General features: G+C 44.3%; 12 protein-coding genes, 1 tRNA gene and 2 pseudogenes. 10 read left to right on the top strand and 5 right to left on the bottom strand.

Features of this window, described 5'->3' with window-relative positions:
* The first annotated feature begins 20 nt into the window (after positions 1 to 20).
* The 8 genes and pseudogenes from IPJ71_12290 (at position 21) to IPJ71_12255 (ending at position 9,427) form a co-directional block, all read left to right on the top strand.
* Positions 21 to 1,007 (top strand): bifunctional riboflavin kinase/FAD synthetase, encoded by a 987-nt coding sequence (locus tag IPJ71_12290; protein ID MBK7844456.1) that lies wholly within the window; start codon positions 21 to 23, stop codon positions 1,005 to 1,007.
* Between the two features lie 2 nt (positions 1,008 to 1,009).
* Positions 1,010 to 1,858 (top strand): hypothetical protein, encoded by an 849-nt coding sequence (locus tag IPJ71_12285; GenBank protein ID MBK7844455.1) that lies wholly within the window; start codon positions 1,010 to 1,012, stop codon positions 1,856 to 1,858.
* 147 nt (positions 1,859 to 2,005) lie between these two features.
* Positions 2,006 to 3,721, top strand: a complete 1,716-nt coding sequence (gene pilB, locus IPJ71_12280; protein MBK7844454.1) for a type IV-A pilus assembly ATPase PilB — start codon at positions 2,006 to 2,008, stop codon at positions 3,719 to 3,721.
* The gene (locus IPJ71_12275; protein ID MBK7844453.1) at positions 3,718 to 4,785 is read left to right on the top strand and encodes a type IV pilus twitching motility protein PilT; all 1,068 of its coding nucleotides are present in this window, start codon (positions 3,718 to 3,720) and stop codon (positions 4,783 to 4,785) included. Before pilB ends, IPJ71_12275 begins: the two co-directional genes overlap by 4 nt.
* Before the next feature lie 23 nt (positions 4,786 to 4,808).
* Positions 4,809 to 6,028: pseudogene (locus IPJ71_12270) on the top strand (type II secretion system F family protein).
* Between the two features lie 2 nt (positions 6,029 to 6,030).
* Complete coding sequence (locus tag IPJ71_12265) at positions 6,031 to 7,716, top strand: PAS domain S-box protein (GenBank protein ID MBK7844452.1); 1,686 nt, start codon at positions 6,031 to 6,033, stop codon at positions 7,714 to 7,716.
* A 116-nt stretch (positions 7,717 to 7,832) separates the two neighbouring features.
* Positions 7,833 to 9,247, top strand: a pseudogene (locus IPJ71_12260) (sigma-54-dependent Fis family transcriptional regulator).
* 103 nt (positions 9,248 to 9,350) lie between these two features.
* A tRNA-Arg gene (locus IPJ71_12255) sits at positions 9,351 to 9,427 on the top strand.
* A gap of 162 nt (positions 9,428 to 9,589) precedes the next feature.
* On the opposite strand, the gene IPJ71_12250 is transcribed toward IPJ71_12255, so the two are convergent.
* Complete coding sequence (locus IPJ71_12250) at positions 9,590 to 10,780, bottom strand: hypothetical protein (GenBank protein MBK7844451.1); 1,191 nt, start codon at positions 10,778 to 10,780, stop codon at positions 9,590 to 9,592.
* A gap of 341 nt (positions 10,781 to 11,121) precedes the next feature.
* Between IPJ71_12250 and IPJ71_12245 the strand changes: the two genes are divergently transcribed.
* Positions 11,122 to 11,436, top strand: a complete 315-nt coding sequence (locus tag IPJ71_12245; GenBank protein MBK7844450.1) for a hypothetical protein — start codon at positions 11,122 to 11,124, stop codon at positions 11,434 to 11,436.
* A gap of 41 nt (positions 11,437 to 11,477) precedes the next feature.
* Positions 11,478 to 11,936: a hypothetical protein gene (locus tag IPJ71_12240; GenBank protein MBK7844449.1), complete on the top strand. Its 459-nt coding sequence runs from the start codon at positions 11,478 to 11,480 to the stop codon at positions 11,934 to 11,936.
* A 5-nt stretch (positions 11,937 to 11,941) separates the two neighbouring features.
* Here the strand turns inward: IPJ71_12240 and IPJ71_12235 are convergent, their stop codons facing one another.
* The 4 genes from IPJ71_12235 to IPJ71_12220 all read right to left on the bottom strand — a co-directional run bounded on the left by IPJ71_12235 (position 11,942) and on the right by IPJ71_12220 (position 18,087).
* Complete coding sequence (locus IPJ71_12235) at positions 11,942 to 12,523, bottom strand: TIGR00730 family Rossman fold protein (GenBank protein ID MBK7844448.1); 582 nt, start codon at positions 12,521 to 12,523, stop codon at positions 11,942 to 11,944.
* A 67-nt stretch (positions 12,524 to 12,590) separates the two neighbouring features.
* Positions 12,591 to 13,418 (bottom strand): restriction endonuclease, encoded by an 828-nt coding sequence (locus IPJ71_12230; protein ID MBK7844447.1) that lies wholly within the window; start codon positions 13,416 to 13,418, stop codon positions 12,591 to 12,593.
* Between the two features lie 430 nt (positions 13,419 to 13,848).
* A complete protein-coding gene (locus tag IPJ71_12225) occupies positions 13,849 to 15,294 on the bottom strand; it encodes a hypothetical protein (protein MBK7844446.1) in 1,446 nt (481 codons plus the stop codon).
* 12 nt (positions 15,295 to 15,306) lie between these two features.
* A complete protein-coding gene (locus tag IPJ71_12220) occupies positions 15,307 to 18,087 on the bottom strand; it encodes a M48 family metallopeptidase (protein ID MBK7844445.1) in 2,781 nt (926 codons plus the stop codon).
* Positions 18,088 to 18,150: the final 63 nt, after the last annotated feature.

Here is an 18,150-nt window from a genome sequence, read left to right as displayed (position 1 = left end):
GAAAGAAATCAATTGGTTAGATGAAGAAAGTTGATATTTTTCCGGCCATGGAAACAATCAGGGGTCTTCGTAATATCCAGCCTCCGCTCAGAGGAGTTACGCTTACCATCGGAAATTTCGATGGCGTGCACTTGGGTCACAGGGCCCTGATTGCGAAGTGCATAAACGCATCGCGCCATAACTCTTCGGCCTCTGCTGTTCTCACTTTTGACCCCCATCCTCTGGAAATTCTTCAGCCCCAGGGGAATTTTCTCAGGATCTTTCCCATAAATGATCTTAAGGAACAACTGGCATTGCTGGGAGTTACCCACCTGGTTGTAGAGCCTTTTTCCGAGGAATTGGCTCAGATGGAACCCGAAGTGTTTTGGGAAAATCGGGTTCAAGCTTTTTTAGAACCCAGAGAAGTTGTTGTTGGCTACGACTTTGGCTTTGGCTCGGGGAGGGCGGGTAATCTCGACTTTCTGAGATCCCTTTCTTCCAGGTACGGATTTGATTTGAGCGTAATGCCGCCATTTAGGCACAAGGGTGATATCGTCTCAAGTACCCTCATAAGAGGGTTAATTGGTCTTGGGAAAGTCAGAGAGGTGAGGGAGTTTTTGGGTCGATGTTTTGAGATATCCGGAACCGTGGTCAAGGGGCGCCAATTGGGGAGGCAGCTTGGTTTCCCAACAGCAAATTTGGGAAGCCCGCGAACGCTGCTGCCACCTTATGGCGTCTACCTCACAAAATTCAGCCTTTCTGATGGCCAGGCGTGGCCTTCAATTACGAATGTGGGGGAAGCTCCGACGGTTGGGGGTAAAGAATCTGGACCTCGCATTGAAACCCACATATTGGAAAATTTAAGTGAGGAGCTTTATAATCAAGAGGTGAGGGTTTCCTTTTATGAGTTTTCTCGTCCCGAAAGGAAATTTTCAGACATTGAGGCGTTGAAAACACAGATGAGAATTGATGTTGAGGGGGCAAAGTTATTTTGGGAGGGCCAACGAAACAAACTTGGACTGAAATAGCCTTGCATCCTCAGAATGAGAGGTGGAATCTTCTTTCGACCGAACTGAATGAGGCTGGATGCAAAAATCAATACGAGTCTTTTGTGGTTGATCCTGAATCCTTTGACTCAAAACTGAAGGAAGCCCTCAGGCAGTGCAGAGGAATTAGGATTGGGAGCCCCTTTGGTGAGCTGGTTACACGATCCTTTCCTCATGAGAATGCAGGGATGATGAGTCTGGGCGCTGCCGATACGCTTCTTGAGGTCGACGGCAAATGGTGGACCTATTCGGCTATTTTTGGAGCTTTTCATCACGTATTGTGCCAGTACGGAGACCGATTGAATGTAGAAGCCTCTGCTTTGATTGTGGGGTCAGGTGCTTCCGCAAGGGTGGCGATCTCTTCTTTGATCAAAATAGGCTTCAGGGAATTTAAAATCACCAACCAATTTCTGGACCAGGGTTTGAGTCTGATAGCAGATCTAAAAAAGAGTTATTTTGGTGTCAGTTTTTCTTTTACCCCGGTAAACCAACTCATCATGTTGCCTGGGACCAATAGTATCATGATCAATACGACTCCGGGCGGTCCAGAGAACGAGCTCATCCCAGAACTCCTTTATTTTAATTTTCTTGAACCTGGTGGGGTTGTTTGGGATCTCAATTTGACAGAGGAGACAAGTTTTCTGATAAACGAAGCCAGACAGATTGGAACCAAAGTTATTCAAGGCTTTGAAATTGCCAGCTGGGCCGACGTTATTTGGGCGGACTGGACTTTTGGCGAGAAACTCGACCGAGAAACGTATTTAAGTAAACTGACAAATCTGTATAAAAAGCCCTCTCTTGCAGAGCAAGGGCCCTCCGGCCAATCTTATTAGACAATAGGCCTTCAAAATTATCGCTGAAATCTCCGATATATTTTTCAAGAAGTTTGGGAGGCTTAAGAGGGTTGGCGTGCATTTAAACATTTTTTTCCTCTTATACCTCAAAGCGAGTCATTTCGATCAAAATGAGGAAGGATTCAGATGAGCGCGGCAAGAAAGGGTCTGGGTGAGATCTTAGTTAAAGAGAGTCTGATTGATTATGATCAATTGGAGCAAGCGAGAAAAGAGCAAAAAGCTTCTGGAGGAAGACTGACCTCGGCTCTTGTTCGACTGGGATATGTGGCGGAAAAAGACCTGGCAGAATTTTTGGGAAGGCAATTTGAGGTGCCGACGATTGATCTGAACTCCTTTGAGATAGATCCTGAGGCCTTGAGAATGATTTCAGGACAGGTTTGTGAAAAGCACCACGTTATTCCTGTGACCTTAGCTGGAAAAAACCTTGTCGTGGCCTTTGCCGACCCATCAAATATTTTTGTCAAAGATGATTTAGCTCTTCTGACTCGTTGTAAGATTGATGTTGTCGTGGCCTCAGAGGTCTCCATTGCCAATGCCATCGATAAGTACTATCGAAGCACATCCGCTCGGTTTGACAGCATCATGTCCGAAATTGCGGATGCAGATGAATCATTTGTGAGTTCTGGATCTGCGGCGGAGGTGGTGGATCGGGAGTCAGAGGCCGATGCGGGGCCCATCATTCGTTTCGTGAACGCTACATTGGCAGAGGCCATTAAATTGAAGGCATCAGATATACACATTGAACCTTATGAGAAGCGTTTTCGCATTAGGTTTCGTATCGATGGAATTCTTCATGAAAAGACGCAGCCTCCGCCAGGAACGGCTGCGGCCGTTGTGAGCCGTATTAAAATTATCAGTAAGATGGACATTGGAGAGAAGCGTCGACCTCAGGATGGTCGGCTGAAAGTGCGAGTGAAAAGTGGCAAGGAAGTCGATTTTCGGGTGAATAGCGTTCCAACTATTTACGGAGAAAAGATTGTGCTCCGTATCTTGGACAAATCAAATCTTCAGGTTGATATGGCCAAGTTGGGAATGGATGAGCAACAGCTTGAGCTTTTTAAGGCATCAATTCATCACCCTCAAGGGATGACACTTGTGACGGGACCCACGGGGAGCGGAAAAACAACGACTTTGTACTCAGCCCTGGCGGCTCTGAATGAACCAAGAAGAAATATTTCGACGGCCGAGGATCCCGTTGAGTTCAATCTTGACGGGATCAATCAGGTGCAGGTTCAGTCAGAAATTGGGGTTGGTTTTACAGAGATTTTAAGAGCCTTTCTTCGCCAAGACCCTGAGGTCATCATGTTAGGAGAGATCCGCGATTTGGAAACAGCAAATATTGCCTTCAAGGCGGCCTCCACGGGTCATTTGGTAATTAGTACCCTTCACACAAATGACGCACCGGCTTCAGTCGCTCGTCTTTTGGACATGGGGGTCCCTGGGTTCATGGTGGCTGAGGCGATTACTTTGATTATTGCCCAGCGACTGATGAGAAAAATTTGCATTTCCTGCAAGACAGATGTTCGCGTGGCACCTGAGGTTTTGATTTCATTGGGTGTTAATCCCGATGAGATTGATGCATTTAAAGATTTGAAAAAGGGCGAAGGATGTGGAGAATGTAATGGAACGGGGCTCAAGGGTCGAGTGGCAATTTATGAGATGATGCCCATGACCCTCGCCTTGAAGGAGTCCGTTTTGAAAGGTGCGACTCCGTTTGAGATGAAGAAAGCTGCTGTCGCCGATGGCATGCTGACTCTTCGAGCAAGTGCGCTTAAAAAGTTGCAGATGGGTTTGACTACAGTTCAGGAAGTTATCAATTCTTCCGTCGGAGACCAAAAATGATTACACTTCACCAGTTGCTCAAGGCAGCGGTTAAGCAGGGGGCGTCAGATCTGCATCTTGTTGTTGGATCGCCACCAGTTTTGCGAATAGATGGGCGAATTGTCCGAGTTAAGACTCGTGATCTTTCTGGAGAGGACACGCGAAGGCTGTGTTATTCTATTTTAACGGATTTGCAGAAGAGCAGTTTTGAGGAACATAAGGAAATTGATTTTAGTTTTGGAATCAAAAACATGGCTCGCTTTCGAGGAAATCTCTTTTTTCAACGGGGGGCCGTTTCTGGAGTTTTTAGAAGAATTCCGTTGGAAATTCCTGATCTTCGTATGTTGTCTCTTCCGCCAGTCCTGGAGAAGGTAACCAATTTTCCTTCGGGAATTGTATTGGTGACGGGCCCTACGGGGTCCGGCAAATCAACGACTATTGCAGCTCTTATTGACAAAGTAAATCGTGAGCGCCGCGGGCATATTATTTCTATCGAAGATCCGATCGAGTACGTTCATAGCCACAAGAACTGCATTGTCAGCCAGCGGGAAGTGGGCCATGATACTCATGGTTATAAGGACGCTCTCAAGGCTATACTCAGGCAAGATCTTGATGTTTGCCTGTTGGGTGAGATGAGAGACTTGGAGACCATTGAAGCGGCTTTGGTCATTGCTGAAACTGGTCACTTGGTTTTTGCAACCCTTCACACAAATTCAGCTTTGCAGACAATCAATCGAATCGTTTCAGTTTTTCCCGGTGAGCAACAGTCAAGAATTCGGGTGCAATTGAGTTTTACCCTTAACGCCATTGTGAGTCAGCGTTTGGTCCCTGGAAGCAAGGGGGGAGTTGTTCCAGTCGTCGAATTTTTGCTGATGAATACGACAATTCGGAATTTAGTCAGGGAAGGTAAGCTTCATCAAATCTATGGTATGATGCAGGTTGGACAGGAAAAATCAGGAATGATGACCCTAAATCAATCTCTTCTTAATTTTATTCTCAAAAGAAAAATAGATATTCGTAGTGCATTTTCGGTCACAGCCGATCCTGAGGAACTTGATAAATTATTAAAACAGGCTGGCATTTAGAAGCAGCGATGGGATGTTAGGCTATGCCAATCTATATATTTCAAGCGAAGTCTGCGGATGGGAAGTTCGTTAAGGGTGAAGTCGAGGCACTTAACGAGGCTGAGGCCCGGGTAAAAATACGCGCTCAAAAAATGATTCCGATCAAGATCACCGCTCGAGCAGCCTTGAATAAGGAACTTAAGAAGTTTGCTCTTTTAAGGATTCTGTCAGTCGAAAAGATCTGCAGATATTTACTCGCGAGCTGGCCGTTCTTATCGGGGCTGGAGTTCCTGTCGTGCAAAGTCTGGAAGCCATGATTCAAGGGGCGAGGAGTCCAGCATTAGGTCGAGTTCTTGAAAAGGTTGTGGAAGATGTTGAAAAAGGAAAGCCGCTGGCCCAAGCCATGGGAGTTCACGGTCATGTTTTTGACCGAATGTATGTCAATTTGATCACGGCGGGCGAGGAGGGCGGTATGCTCGATGGAGTCCTCAATCGCCTTGCAGAATACATTGAAAAATCCGTCAAAATGAAGGGAAAAATTGTAGGTGCATTGTGGTATCCGGGAGCTATTGTTGTTGTCGCGACAGGGGTCATCGTCGGAATTTTAGTGTTTGTGATTCCACAGTTTGTCGCGATGTTCGAGGGGATGGGTCAGGAGTTACCCACGCTCACGCAATGGGTGATTAACGCCAGTAAGATGGTGCAGAAATATTGGTATTTGGTCATTGCGGTTGTGGTCGGAATTCCACTTTCCGTTAAGGCATATTATGCGACAGAAAACGGAAGAAAGATTCTCGATGCCTTTATTCTGGACGTACCTATCTTTGGTGACTTAATTCTTAAAGGTTCTATTGCTCGATTCACTCGGACATTGTCAACTCTGTTACAAGCAGGTGTCCGAATCATGGACTCACTTGAGATAGCAGCCAACACGGCTGGTAATTGGATAATTGAAAATGCCATTCAGAAAGCAAAGACCTCTGTGAGCAAAGGGAAAACGCTCGCTGAGCCTCTCAAACAGGAAAAGTATATGCCTAACATGGTTGTTCAAATGATCTCGGTGGGAGAACAGACTGGAAACTTGGACACAATGTTGGGGAAAATTGCGGATTTTTATGAGGATGAGGTAGATCAAGCAGCCAATACATTAACGAGTATGATTGAGCCTTTACTCATGGTCTTTTTGGGAGGGATCATTGCGGTCCTCGTTGTGGCCATGTATCTTCCAATCTTTAATATGGCCAGCGTCGTCGGAGACAAATAATCATGACGACCCTCAATTTGGTAACCAGCATTTCGGGTACAAGTCCAACGGGATTGGATAACGAAAAGCGACGTTTACTTATGATTGAGGCCTGTCGGGTTTTATTTCTTGTTGCTATTTTATTTGTTGCGCTCGTTTTTCAATCAACGCAGGGACCTTTCATCAGTCTTGATGTGTGGCTCCCGTTCTATTTATTGCTGTTTCTTTCGTTTTCCTTTAATGCGATCTACATACATTTTTTTGAGAACGCAGGAAAGTGGCACAGTTTTTTCAATGCCGGTCTCTTTGGATTTGATGCTTTATTTGTAACAGTATTAATCTATTTTACCGGCACGAGCCAGTCGGTATTTCTTTTTCTTTACCTAGTGAACATCATTCTCTGTGGGCTGGTTTTTCAGAGGAAGGGGGCTCTTCTTTTAGCTCTTTGGACCTCTATTCTTTTTAGCTTTTTAATGATCATCGGTCCATCAATCCAAGGCCAAACTCTCTATTTTGCTGTTGGATTGAACAACATTGCCTTTTATGCCGTGGCCTTCCTAGGGGGGATACTGAGTGAACAATTGAATTTCATGGGTTCTGAGTTGGCGGAGCGGCAGAGAGACATTGAGGTGCTCCGTGACCTCAATCAAATGATCGTAGATAACATGGTAACAGGGCTTCTTACCACTGGTCTCGATGGACTCGTCACCCAAGTTAATCAGGCTGCGATTGGAATACTCGAGGATCGTGATTTGTTGAACAAATCAATTTTTTCCATTTTTCCTAATTTGAATAGCGATTTTAGTTTATTAACAGTTCATCATGATCAGAACACGAATAATCGTTTTGAAGTTGAATACAAAAATTATCGAGGAGAGAAATCCACGATTGAGGTAACTCTTGGATTTTTGCGTAATGCCGATAGTATGGTTCTAGGGTATGTTTTTACATTTCAAGATTTGACACAAGTTAAAAAAATTGAGTATGCGATGAGACAACAGGAAAAAATGGCCGCCGTTGGTCAGCTTGCGGCCGGAATTGCGCATGAAATACGCAATCCCTTGGCAAGCATCAGTGGGAGTATTCAGCTTTTATCAACCTCTAATTTCGCTTCTTCTGGTGAAGATAAGAAATTAATGAGTATCGTCCTCAAGGAAATCGACAGGCTGAATGATTTAATTACGGAGTTTTTGGACTATGTGAGACCTCATGCTCGAATTGAAGATCCGATAAATCTGAATCAACTCATTCAGGAAATTTCTGATTTCGTCGGGAATGGGACTCCTTCGCGTGTTCCCGTGAGACGGGATCTCATACTTAAGAGCGGTCGTTTGATCTATGGACACAAAGACAAACTTCGTCAGGCCTTACTCAACATTGTAATTAACGCCTACCAGGCAATGGGGGAGGTAAGTGCTCCTGTCTTGAGAATAGAGACGAAGGATCTCGATCTTGTCCAGCGAGTTCAATTGAGAGTTGAGGACAATGGTTGTGGAATTGCAGAATCAAATCGAGCAAGAATTTTTGAACCATTTCACACCACAAAGCCGGGCGGAACAGGCTTGGGCCTTGCGATCGCGCACAAGATTCTTGATAGTCATGGGGCAACGATCAGCGTGGAATCCACCCTAAACAAGGGAACCTCCTTCATCATAGAATTTCCTAGTCCTGATACCCAAGGGGAGAAGCCCCGTTTGCGGATAGCCTGACCAGGCGGTTCTTCTGGCCCTCTGTCGAGTTCACCTGTCCGGTCTTTATTGTTAGATGTTGTAAAGAGTAGGTTTACGTAAGAAAATGGGAAACAAACTGGAAGAGGGATCAGGGAATGAAACCGAGAATTTTGGTTGTGGACGATGAGGAGTCAATTCGCGAATTTCTAGACATTATGCTTCGAAAGGAGGGCTATGAAGTTACCTGTGCCGAAGATGGACAGAAAGCTTTGGAGATTCTCAAGAAAAAAGCCATCGACATGGTGATCTCTGATTTGCAGATGCCGAATTTGACGGGAATTGAGCTGCTGCGCCAGGTGAAGGATCAGTTCCCCGACATGTTGTTTATGATGATCACAGCCTTTGGGTCTACCGAAAATGCCGTGGAGGCAATGAAATTGGGGGCCTATGATTATCTGACAAAGCCGTTTAAAATTGACGAAGTAAGAATCAACATAGCAAATGCTTTACGCAGCAAAGATCTTGAAGTTGAAAATCGCGTCCTAAAAAAAGAGCTGACTCGAGAGTTTAGTTTTCAGAGTGTGGTAGGAAACTCGGATGCCATGCACCGAATATTTGAGATGGTGCGCCGGGTTTCATCAACGCCCACGAACATTTTGGTTACTGGCGAAAGTGGAACTGGTAAGGAAATGGTAGCCAAAGCCATACATTACAACGGACCTTTAAAGGACAAGGCTTTTGTTACCATCAACTGTGGTGCGATTCCTGAATCTCTCATGGAATCAGAAATGTTTGGACACAAGAAGGGTTCCTTTACAGGGGCTGTCGTCGACAAGGCAGGGCTATTCGAAGTCGCCGACGGTGGGACCTTATTTCTTGATGAGGTGGGCGAACTTCCCCCATCTATTCAGGTCAAGCTTCTTCGCGCCATTCAAGAACGAGTCATTCGTCGTGTCGGAGGTATTGACGACACCAAGGTAGAGGTGCGAATCATAGCGGCAACGAACCGAGACCTCGAAGAAATGGTGAGCACCGGTGATTTTCGTCAGGATCTGTTTTACCGTTTAAATGTCATAAACATTCGAATGCCAGCATTGAGAGAACGTGCCGGTGATATTCCTCTTCTAGCGAACCACTTTTTAGCAAAGTATAACGAGAGATTGACCAAATCTATAAGTGGTATCAGCGCAGAAGCGATGGATATGCTCAAAAATATCAATATCCTGGAAACGTGCGTGAGTTAGAAAACATTATTGAAAGAACAGTTGCCCTTGAGGGCGGAGCGACGATTTTACCCGAATCTCTTCCTCCTTTTGTTAACACCCCGAGCGGTCGAAAATTGGCCTCGAGCCATGAAATAGAGATCACTGAAGATGGGATAGAACTGGACAAGATAATAGGTCAGATCGAAAAGGAGCTCTTGGTCAAAGCCATCCATGCGGCCAACGGTGTGAAAAAAAGGGCTGCTCGACTGCTCAATATCACCTTTCGTTCGATGCGCTATCGTGTTGAGAAATACAATCTCGGAACAATCAGCGATGACGAAATAGATGAGGAAGCAGCAGGCTGACAGGTTTTTTCATGATGACCCAAATGTGGTCTTAACTTTGCTCCAAAAGCGGTATATGAAGTGAAAATCCTTGCGAAGCCGAGTGCTGAGCGGGGTAGAAGTTGACCACGTAGCTCAGTTGGATAGAGCAGCAGTTTCCTAAACTGCAGGTCGCAAGTTCAATCCTTGCCGTGGTCACCATGAACCTCATCTTTCAAATCCATTGAAACGAAAATAACGCACCGCTTTCCGCCTTAACTTAAACTGTGATGAACCAAATCTGAATGCACTGATACCGGTATTGCGTTGGACAGTCCCAGCACATTCAGATCGAGGATTGAGGCTGTATATTCCCCTAGAGTACTATTTGGTTCCTTCTGCCTTTCTTAGCTTTGAGTTTTGGGTGCCATCTGAGATATCCATCACGAATGGCGAAGTGACTCCATTTTTATGCAAGGACAACAGGGCCTCTCCCATTTCTTGATTTAATTCTTTCAATTCAATTGATTTGGCTGGGAAGAAAGTCGTAACCCATCGACGATTTAATTGCTTGGGAGTCTCTAAATTGAGATAAGGTACCTGACGATGTTCACCGCTGTTCAAGCGTATTTCTGTGGTCGTGATACTGCTGATTTGACTATAAAAGTGAACGACGCCTATAAAGAGCATTTTACTTGTAAATAAAAATGACAATTGTGAGATTTCCGTCCCTACCGTTCTTGATTGCTGCTCTGTCAATGAATGAGTAGCAACGTCTGTGTACACGTAGATGTCATTACCGATGGGAAGATTCCTAGAATATATCAACTGACCACCGCCCAAGAATGCGGGTGAAGAGATCACAAGTTCTCCAGCTGAATTTGTTGCACTCAACTTGTAGAATTGTGAGCTTTCTGAGAGTTTTTTAAATTCCAGACGGCAAACATCCTCTATTATCTTCTGAGATCCCTTTGGAAGATCAGATTCGAGGATGTCGTAACACTTTCCTGAGAGTTCTCCGTCACGCTTAGCTGTTGCCATCATATCGACAAATGACTTCTCGGTAATTTTCTTGTCAGTCTGTTGGAACCATTTGTATAAGGTCAAATCGTCTTCAGGAGTATCATTGGCTTCTTCAGACCATAACTGGTTTGCCTGAAGGAAGGCTTTAAAAGATTCAGGGTTTTCATTTTCGTCTAAATTGAATATACGGTTGGTGACGGCTCGAATGTGGGCATAATCATCAGGAAAAAGCCTTGGACCACCTTCACTCAGTGGCACATCAGGAGCTTCAGCACAGGCAGATTTATCTATACCCATTTGATCTTTTAGAGTTGGAATACCTGCAAGCACACTCATAAAATAGCGGCATATCTCTTTTTGAGTGTGGACTCTTTTCATAATGTAGAGACCAGCCACCCACTCATGAAGAAGTAAGCGCGCCTGCGCCATATGATCCATTTTGTTGTAGGCCTTTTTATCTATCCAGACTCCAAATTTATCTTGCAGAGCGTATTGTTCTTGATCTTGACTCAAAAAACCCGCGCCAACAGTTTCATTGGGCAATCCTTTCAATCCTGATGGAACCAGATACCAGGTGGAATTCCCCAGAAAAAGTGGACATTTTCTCGGGCGGCATTTACATTTAGTGTTGACGCATACTCTAAAGGGCTCTGCAAATAATTTGAGCAATAAATTCATATTTCTGGTCGGCGCTTGACGCCATTGGTCGATTTGAATAATTAATCCTGCACGCGTTAAGAGCCTATCAAAAGTCTTCTTGAGCGAGGAGAGCAGGATTTGGATAATTTATGAGAAAAAATGAGATTCGATTGGCCGCACTCCTTTCTTTCGCTTTGATAACTCTATGCTTGTTAACCCCAGCCCAATCCTCTGACACTGAAAAACCCAGTTGTGTGCGATTAATCTCCGGTATTGAATTGAGTCATCAGTCACAAACCAGGGAACCTTTTCTCCATGCTACTGCCTACAAATTAAAGAAAGGAGGGAGTGGACTTTACCGCTTTCAAATAACAACGGAAGGACTCACTTGGACCTTGGATCCCGTTGAGTCTTTCAAGTGGTACGGAAAGTATGTTCATCCCACCATTAGAAATGAAGTGATCAGCCTGTTTAAAGAGCTTGGCTTCGAATCATTTGCAAACAGACTAGAAGAAATCCTCATACACAAGGCCACTGACGGTGGAATTGACGAATTGAATTGCCTTTGAACTTGCATAAAATACAAGCCGGTCAATCATCCTCTGGTTTAATGAAAAGAATAGTCAGCGTAGACGTCCTGTTTCTTGATTTTTCTCATGAGAGTATTCGTGAGGCGTTAATGACTTTTTATCGCGAAAACCGTTCAGATCTGGATGTTGCTGTGGAAATCTTGTCACGTCTCTCGGATCTAGAATTGAGGTTTAAAAAAATCACCCAAAAATATTTTGACAAAAGTCACAATGTAAAATTGATCGAGTCCATCGTTGGCAGCTTGCCGGCCGATCAAAAACCGCCAGAGAATTTGCGCGAGTTAAATATCCTTGATAGACCAGAACGGCAAACATTCTATTTTCTGGAATTTCCGCTTTATATTGAACTCAGGCCTGGCCAGGCATTACCGCCATTACCGCCAAATATGAATTGGGTGGCAGGGCGCTTTAATATTAGATCAGGTAAGCTTAAACTCAAACGGACCAAGATTGTCCCAGGCATAAGGGCCATACTTTGACGTTATTACACTGAGGAACTAGATATCCACTTCGTTACTTCGGGAGCCTTGTATGATTTCATCGTTTTTAACAAGTCTGGTACGCTGCTGCCAAACAAAGCCATCTTCTTGTTTTCTGCTCTCAATAGTCTCGTTCTCTCCATTTCATCAAAGAACATCTTCAAGTGATTGAAGAACCCACCAATATTGAGAAAGCCCACCGGATATTTATGGAATCCGAGTTGCTGCCAAGTCAGAATTTCTACTACTTCTTCCAGAGTCCCAAACCCGCCTGGCAGGGCAATGAATCCGTGCGACAATTCAAACATTTTCATCTTTCTCTCATGCATGGTTTCGCAAAGAATAAGTTCAGTTAAGCCAGTGTGGGCAATTTCTTTCCCCTGAAGAAATTTAGGAAGAACGCCTATAACCGAGCCGCCACTCTCTAGCGTTGAATCCGCAACTACTCCCATTATGCCGACGTTTGCACCTCCATAAATCAAAGTGATTCTATTTTCAGCCAGGTATTGCCCAAGTGATCGAGCAGATTTTAAAAAATCGGGATTGTTACCTGAGCTTGAGCCACAAAAAATGCACAATGATTTCATTATGATTGCGAATACATCAAACTGGGCTTTCGGTCACTATGCAAATCAATTACCTGATCGGCGAAAGTCAATATAAGTCAATATCATCAAGGTAGTTTCGGCGAATATAATAAACTTCATCTGCTCCCGCCTCCAACCACTCAGCACGAACATCTTCTCCAACATTGAAATGAGCGATTACAATATTGCGCACATGATTGTTTAACGGCAAGCGCATTTTTCGCGACGTCATTTGTCGCGAAACAGCTTTGATCTGCATTGCAAGATGTTCATTTCCAAGAGGTTTAATAGATTTAGCCTCTACCAAATAGGTTAAACCATCTTTGGTAGCAATCACATCTATTTCAATATCCAATTTTTTTTTACCATAGATAGCATTCAATATTTTTCTTTTCGCTGACTCATCAATGGTCACCGTTGAATAACCCATCCTCAATAGAAGAACCGCAATCATGCGTTCGAAAGCGATACCTTTCAATTGATTACTCAAGGTATTCAGCCGATTGAGAATTGAAGAAGTACTCTCAAATGGTCCGTACTGTGATACGAACGAATCGATTCTGTCCATAAAAATTCGAAAAGCAGGAGCCAAAATCTGCCTTTCTTCATCTTTTAAGGTCTGTGAGAATTGATTAAAAACAAATACATAATCGTAATAGCGGGAGACAATCTCCTTAACCTCACTTGAATGAATGGCCCGAGCTTCTTTATATTTAAGACGTGGGAACGGCACGCCTAGGAAATCCTTAACGGCACCAGCAGAATATTCAAGAGAAAGGGACCGAAGTTCGGCAGGTTTTGAATTCAGCGCGCCAATGCAAGGGCTGGCGACACTATAAAATGAGGGAATGAACAGAAAACTAAAATGAATGAATATATTGTGACAAAATCTCATAATATAAAACCCTGCCGGGGAACCATCGTACTATAAAACCGCATCAGGTCTGACGGAGCAGCTCTCCACTTTGACAATTTTAGCCTCACTGAGGTGTTGATTTTGCCGAACCATTACATTTTTATTTGTGACAAGCCACTGCGATATGGATCATCGATTGAAACCCATTTTTGACATGTTGAATCATTTTCTGTCAAGCATTATCCTCTCCATCATGTAAGAAAAGGTCTATAATCACTCACGATTATTTGACGGATGGGTCTTTCTGGCTTGCACCAAATTGTAGGTGCGCGCGATATCTCGATCCTGCGAATCCTTATCTCCTCCATTAAGGACCTAATAGAAATTATCACCGTTATCTCCTATCGGTTTGCTTAAACCGCTCGAAGAAAACCGTCCACTATTATTGGGGAACTCTTTTGTGTTTGATTTATTGGATCGGCCTTGGGGGGCTGGTTAAGAGCGTCTGGCATGATATTTTTCTTTTAGTGGGATGTACCATAAGACCAACTGCAGTTTTGATCTGCGCTGCGCGAATGCCCCCTTTTCCAGATAAAAGTGCGGATTTTATTTTGCCTGCCATATGATCGCGAATAGTCAATGAGAGCGGATTCTGGCCGTCCACAATTTGCGCGAACTTCGAGTAAAACTCCAAATGCCCCAAAGCAAAAATATAGTCATTTACCTGCGGTCGAAGTTGCAAGCCAGACTCTTCGGCTAACGCCAATAGTTCCTGAAATGCGCTAAAGATGCCAGCCTGATCAATAGATTCTCGTCGATCCAAAATGGGTTGGGCTTTCTTCCAGAAGTCGGCCCACTTTTCAGTCGTTATACCATCGAAGAGTAATCCAAATCGCGAGAAGGCTTCTTCTTTTGCATTGATTCGGTTTCTAACTCCTTCGCCTAAGCGGCTTCCAAAAAGTCCGAATATCAACCTTGGCAAAACTCCCTGCAATGATGTCTTATAAGAAAGGTGCATGTACAAGTAACCCAAAGTTTCAATGGCAGCCAAACGTTCTCGGCTTGTGATGGATGATAAGAGATTATAATCAATTACAAAGATCGTATTTGTTTCCAGATTAACAATGTAGTTTCCGCGATGCCGATCCGCTTCGAAAACAACTTCGTCGTTACCTTTCAGATCGCTAAGTAGAATCTTGCCTTCAACTTCATATATGGCCGCATAGACTTTCGCCTGCTGCTCTCGCGATAAGCTCTTTAAACTCGAGCCCCGGGCTAATTCTTCATGAGAAAAATCCTGAGCGACTCCGCGTCCTGAGTGTGGAGTTACAACTACAAACTTGAATATCGAACCTACCGAGGCATTCGCGTACAATTGCTTTGTTTTTTCAACCAGCCGAGATTCTGTCCGGAGGTCATTTTGATTGCGCAGATTTCTTTCGATTAAGTCGAGCACGCTTCGGAACCTTCTGTATCGCTCTGACCCATGAGTTTCTAGATAGAAGAGCATGCTGCGCAACTTTGCAATCTCGACTTCAGTTGTTCGATCAAAGTCGTCTCTCAGCAATTTCAAAACTTCATCTTCGATGGTTTCTGCGGTGCCATTTTTATACTGAACCGTTATGACGACCTTTGATGAGGCAGCACCAACGATATCTAAAACCTTTAGTTCCCCTCTCTCTAACATAGCTTCTGCATTCGGAATGCGTCGTTTGATCATCTCAAAAATGGCGAAACGAGAAGGTACGCGGGTGTGATCCTGTAAGTCATCCAAGTGCTCCAAAATTTCTTGTGGCGCCAATTCCCTCTGACGTATTTTTTGTCCGAGACTGACGCCGCTATTGCCCATGGCTTCCAAATATTGCCTTACAATTAGACCGATTGGCATTTCTTTGTCCGATGAGTTCACTCGCATCGATAGCATAAACTAGATGACCAAAGTCTTTTCAAATGGAGCTTCCTTTTCTAAAGAGTGAATCAACGCCCTCAAGAAAAGGCGTGATTCAGTCTGATGAGCGGTCACTCCGGAAAGAATCAATTCAATAACTTTATCCTCCCATTGGCTATCATTCAGCAATCCCCGTGGCCGCTCGAGGAGTGGTGCTAGCACAAGCGCACGTATTTCAGGATCAAGCGTGTTAAACATGCGCTGGAAGCGATCGGGCCCCACAGCTTCCAAGGCTGAGTCTAGAAACTTAGGAATAGGAGCATTGCCGAGGAGAAATTGAAGAGTGGCAAAGGTATTTTCATGACGGTCTTTCGATCGATTGGCACTACTTTCGCTAAATACATGTTCATAAAATCCTGAGAAAACGCGCATACCTACGCCATCCGCGTTGGAGTCGCGATTTGATTTTTCATTTTCGACTAACAAGGCCTCTGATGCATTCGCGCGAATGTGATTTGTAAACTTCTCCAGTGCTACCTGTCGCTCAAAACTGCTTTCCGGAAAGACTTGATTTATGAATCTAATTTCCTTCTGAATTTTTTTGGTGCGCTCATATTTGTCAGTCGTTGATTCAATGTCATTCCATATGGTTCGTCTTGTCACTAACAATAGCTCTTTGCGCAGGGCAAAGTCCCAAACCCGTTTCTCTTCTAGTGCTGGCTGCATTTTGGATTTCAGGTCAGGATAATTTTTAATATTCTCGGAGCTAAAAATCTTGAGCGCCAATTGGTCCGTATACGGAGTTACTGCTCTCGAAGTAATCAGTTCCCAAAACCGAATCCATTCTTGCAAAGATTCGCGATTTCCAACCATTGTCTCCGGGAGTTCTCGAGATCTCACCAAAGCGGACGCCATCCATTTTTGCAAAAGCTCAGCATACTTTTGTCGGTAATCGTAGGCTGGTCCCGAATATCGTGATGCATACTGCTTATATATGACGTCGACGATTTGAATTTCTCGCGATCGTGATTGTTGCCATGCATTCGTATCTTGCACAATCTGGGTTGCCAACCCCCAGTCGAGCTTCCATGAAGCGCCGTTGCCTGCCAGGACTTGTTCTATGCCCTGATGAACATTTAAAGCCGTGATCCTTGGGGAAAACAACTCCGCAGACGATCCAAAGCTCTTTCTCAAACCCGTCAGAATTCGATCTTTCACGTCAGATAAAGATCGTTCTAACTGAACATATAAGATGATTTTACGCGCCGGTGAAATGGTTTCACCGTTGAATGCTTCAGCCAAGATTTCGAAATATCTTCTGTCGATGTTGTCTTTATCGGACTTCATGAGCTTGAGGAGTTCGGCCCCAGTATAATTGTCCTGTTCGACGGCCCATCTAAAGGCCGATTCAAGTTTCCCTCTGTTCTCTTCGATAAAATCGCTTCCGAAGCTGAAATCCGCATAAATAAAGCTGTCTGCGATGATTCTGGGGTCACTTGAGCGCTCAATTAGACTCATCAGTCTGCTCATTTTAAAAAACCGGAATTGATGATAATCATGTCCGAGAACGATATCACGAATCGCTTTTGGATCATTGAAAGACAGACGACTTTCGGGATAGGTGGCAAATAGGATTGCCGTCTCAAGTTGAAGACGAAACGCAAATTCTGACAGCGGTTTGCCATTCTCGTCAACCAACGGAAGTTTGTACCTAAAATAATTTGCATAAAATTGCTCATAAAGAGAATTCAGTAGCTTGCCCTGTTCTTTGCTTATTGACACCGACTCTAGTTCGCGACTTAAGTTCATTAAAAATACGGCAAACCTGCTGTTTTCTTTTTCAGGAAAGTCAAAATCAAAACTTGGGACGATCCGCTCATAACTGTTATTCCCGCTGACAATGTGTGAAAGTGCAGATTGGTCTAATTGAATATTTTGATCGATTGCACGCTGGAGAAGGCCATAATAGTCAAACTCATAACTACCTAGGCTTCCCAAAAATAATGCCATTTTTAAATATGGGGTGAGGTTATGATAGGCCGGGCTTTGGTTTGCAATTTTGCTGAGACGTTCGAGTTCATGGATCACCTTGGGTGGCTCTTCATTTTTTATCTTTGGAGTGGGCCTTGCCTTATACTGCATCACTGAATCAGGCCATGGTTTTGGGCTCGCACCAGGAAAACGGCGTTTGCTGAAATTTTCTTTTAGCCACACATTAGCTGCGGTACGACGTGACTCCATATTGGGATGCGAACCCAAAAAACCCTGAAAAAATCCGCTCCGAGTGGAATCATCGGAAGTCAAAGTCGAAAAAAGTGAAAGAATAGCACGCGGGTCATAGCCCGCTTTCAAGGTCCTTTCCATCGATCCCCGGTCAGCAGTCTCGATTTCTTCCAATTGGCCTCGCACAAGGCGCGCTGATCTTCCGAAGGCACTCGAATGCGAGAGTTCATGGGCCAATAAAATGACCAGCTCATCAAGGGTATCCACCTTTTGAATGAGCCCGATATTTACGACGACATAAGCTTCTGTAGAGACAGTTTGATAAATGAATGCGTTTGCGTCGGGTGTTTTCGATAAAATGACTGAATAGGTCGGATCGCCAGGCTGCTGGAGTTTCTGAACCAGTCTTGTGAGGAGCGGTGTTAATCCAAAATCGTTTTCGCCGGCTTCAAAGTACCCATACTCGGATAGAGAGTTTATCAGGTCCTGGGGGAATGCCGCCGAAATGTTAGTTCCTTTGAGGCGAGAATAGGAGGTGCTCGGCGCAAAAAAGGGAATTACTAAGACAAAAAAAAGAAATGAACGTGCTATGCGCAACGAATAGGCTCCTGAATGAGTGAACTCGCATACAGAGTAGCAAAAATATGCCGTAAAAGATAG

It is taken from the genome of Bdellovibrionales bacterium, assembly GCA_016714165.1.
Classification (GTDB): Bacteria; Bdellovibrionota; Bdellovibrionia; order Bdellovibrionales; family UBA1609; genus JADJVA01.
Note: the sequence above shows the minus strand (reverse complement) of the source record. Positions and strands in the feature narration are given on the sequence as shown.

Bases quoted from the DNA above. Each gene is read 5' to 3' on its own strand.
- IPJ71_12290 (MBK7844456.1), top strand. From the start codon at position 21: ATGAAGAAAGTTGATATTTTTCCGGCCATGGAAACAATCAGGGGTCTT.
- pilB (MBK7844454.1), top strand. From the start codon at position 2,006: ATGAGCGCGGCAAGAAAGGGTCTGGGTGAGATCTTAGTTAAAGAGAGT.
- IPJ71_12275 (MBK7844453.1), top strand. From the start codon at position 3,718: ATGATTACACTTCACCAGTTGCTCAAGGCAGCGGTTAAGCAGGGGGCG.
- IPJ71_12265 (MBK7844452.1), top strand. From the start codon at position 6,031: ATGACGACCCTCAATTTGGTAACCAGCATTTCGGGTACAAGTCCAACG.
- IPJ71_12240 (MBK7844449.1), top strand. From the start codon at position 11,478: ATGAAAAGAATAGTCAGCGTAGACGTCCTGTTTCTTGATTTTTCTCAT.
- IPJ71_12235 (MBK7844448.1), bottom strand. From the start codon at position 12,523: ATGAAATCATTGTGCATTTTTTGTGGCTCAAGCTCAGGTAACAATCCC.
- IPJ71_12230 (MBK7844447.1), bottom strand. From the start codon at position 13,418: ATGAGATTTTGTCACAATATATTCATTCATTTTAGTTTTCTGTTCATT.
- IPJ71_12225 (MBK7844446.1), bottom strand. From the start codon at position 15,294: ATGCGAGTGAACTCATCGGACAAAGAAATGCCAATCGGTCTAATTGTA.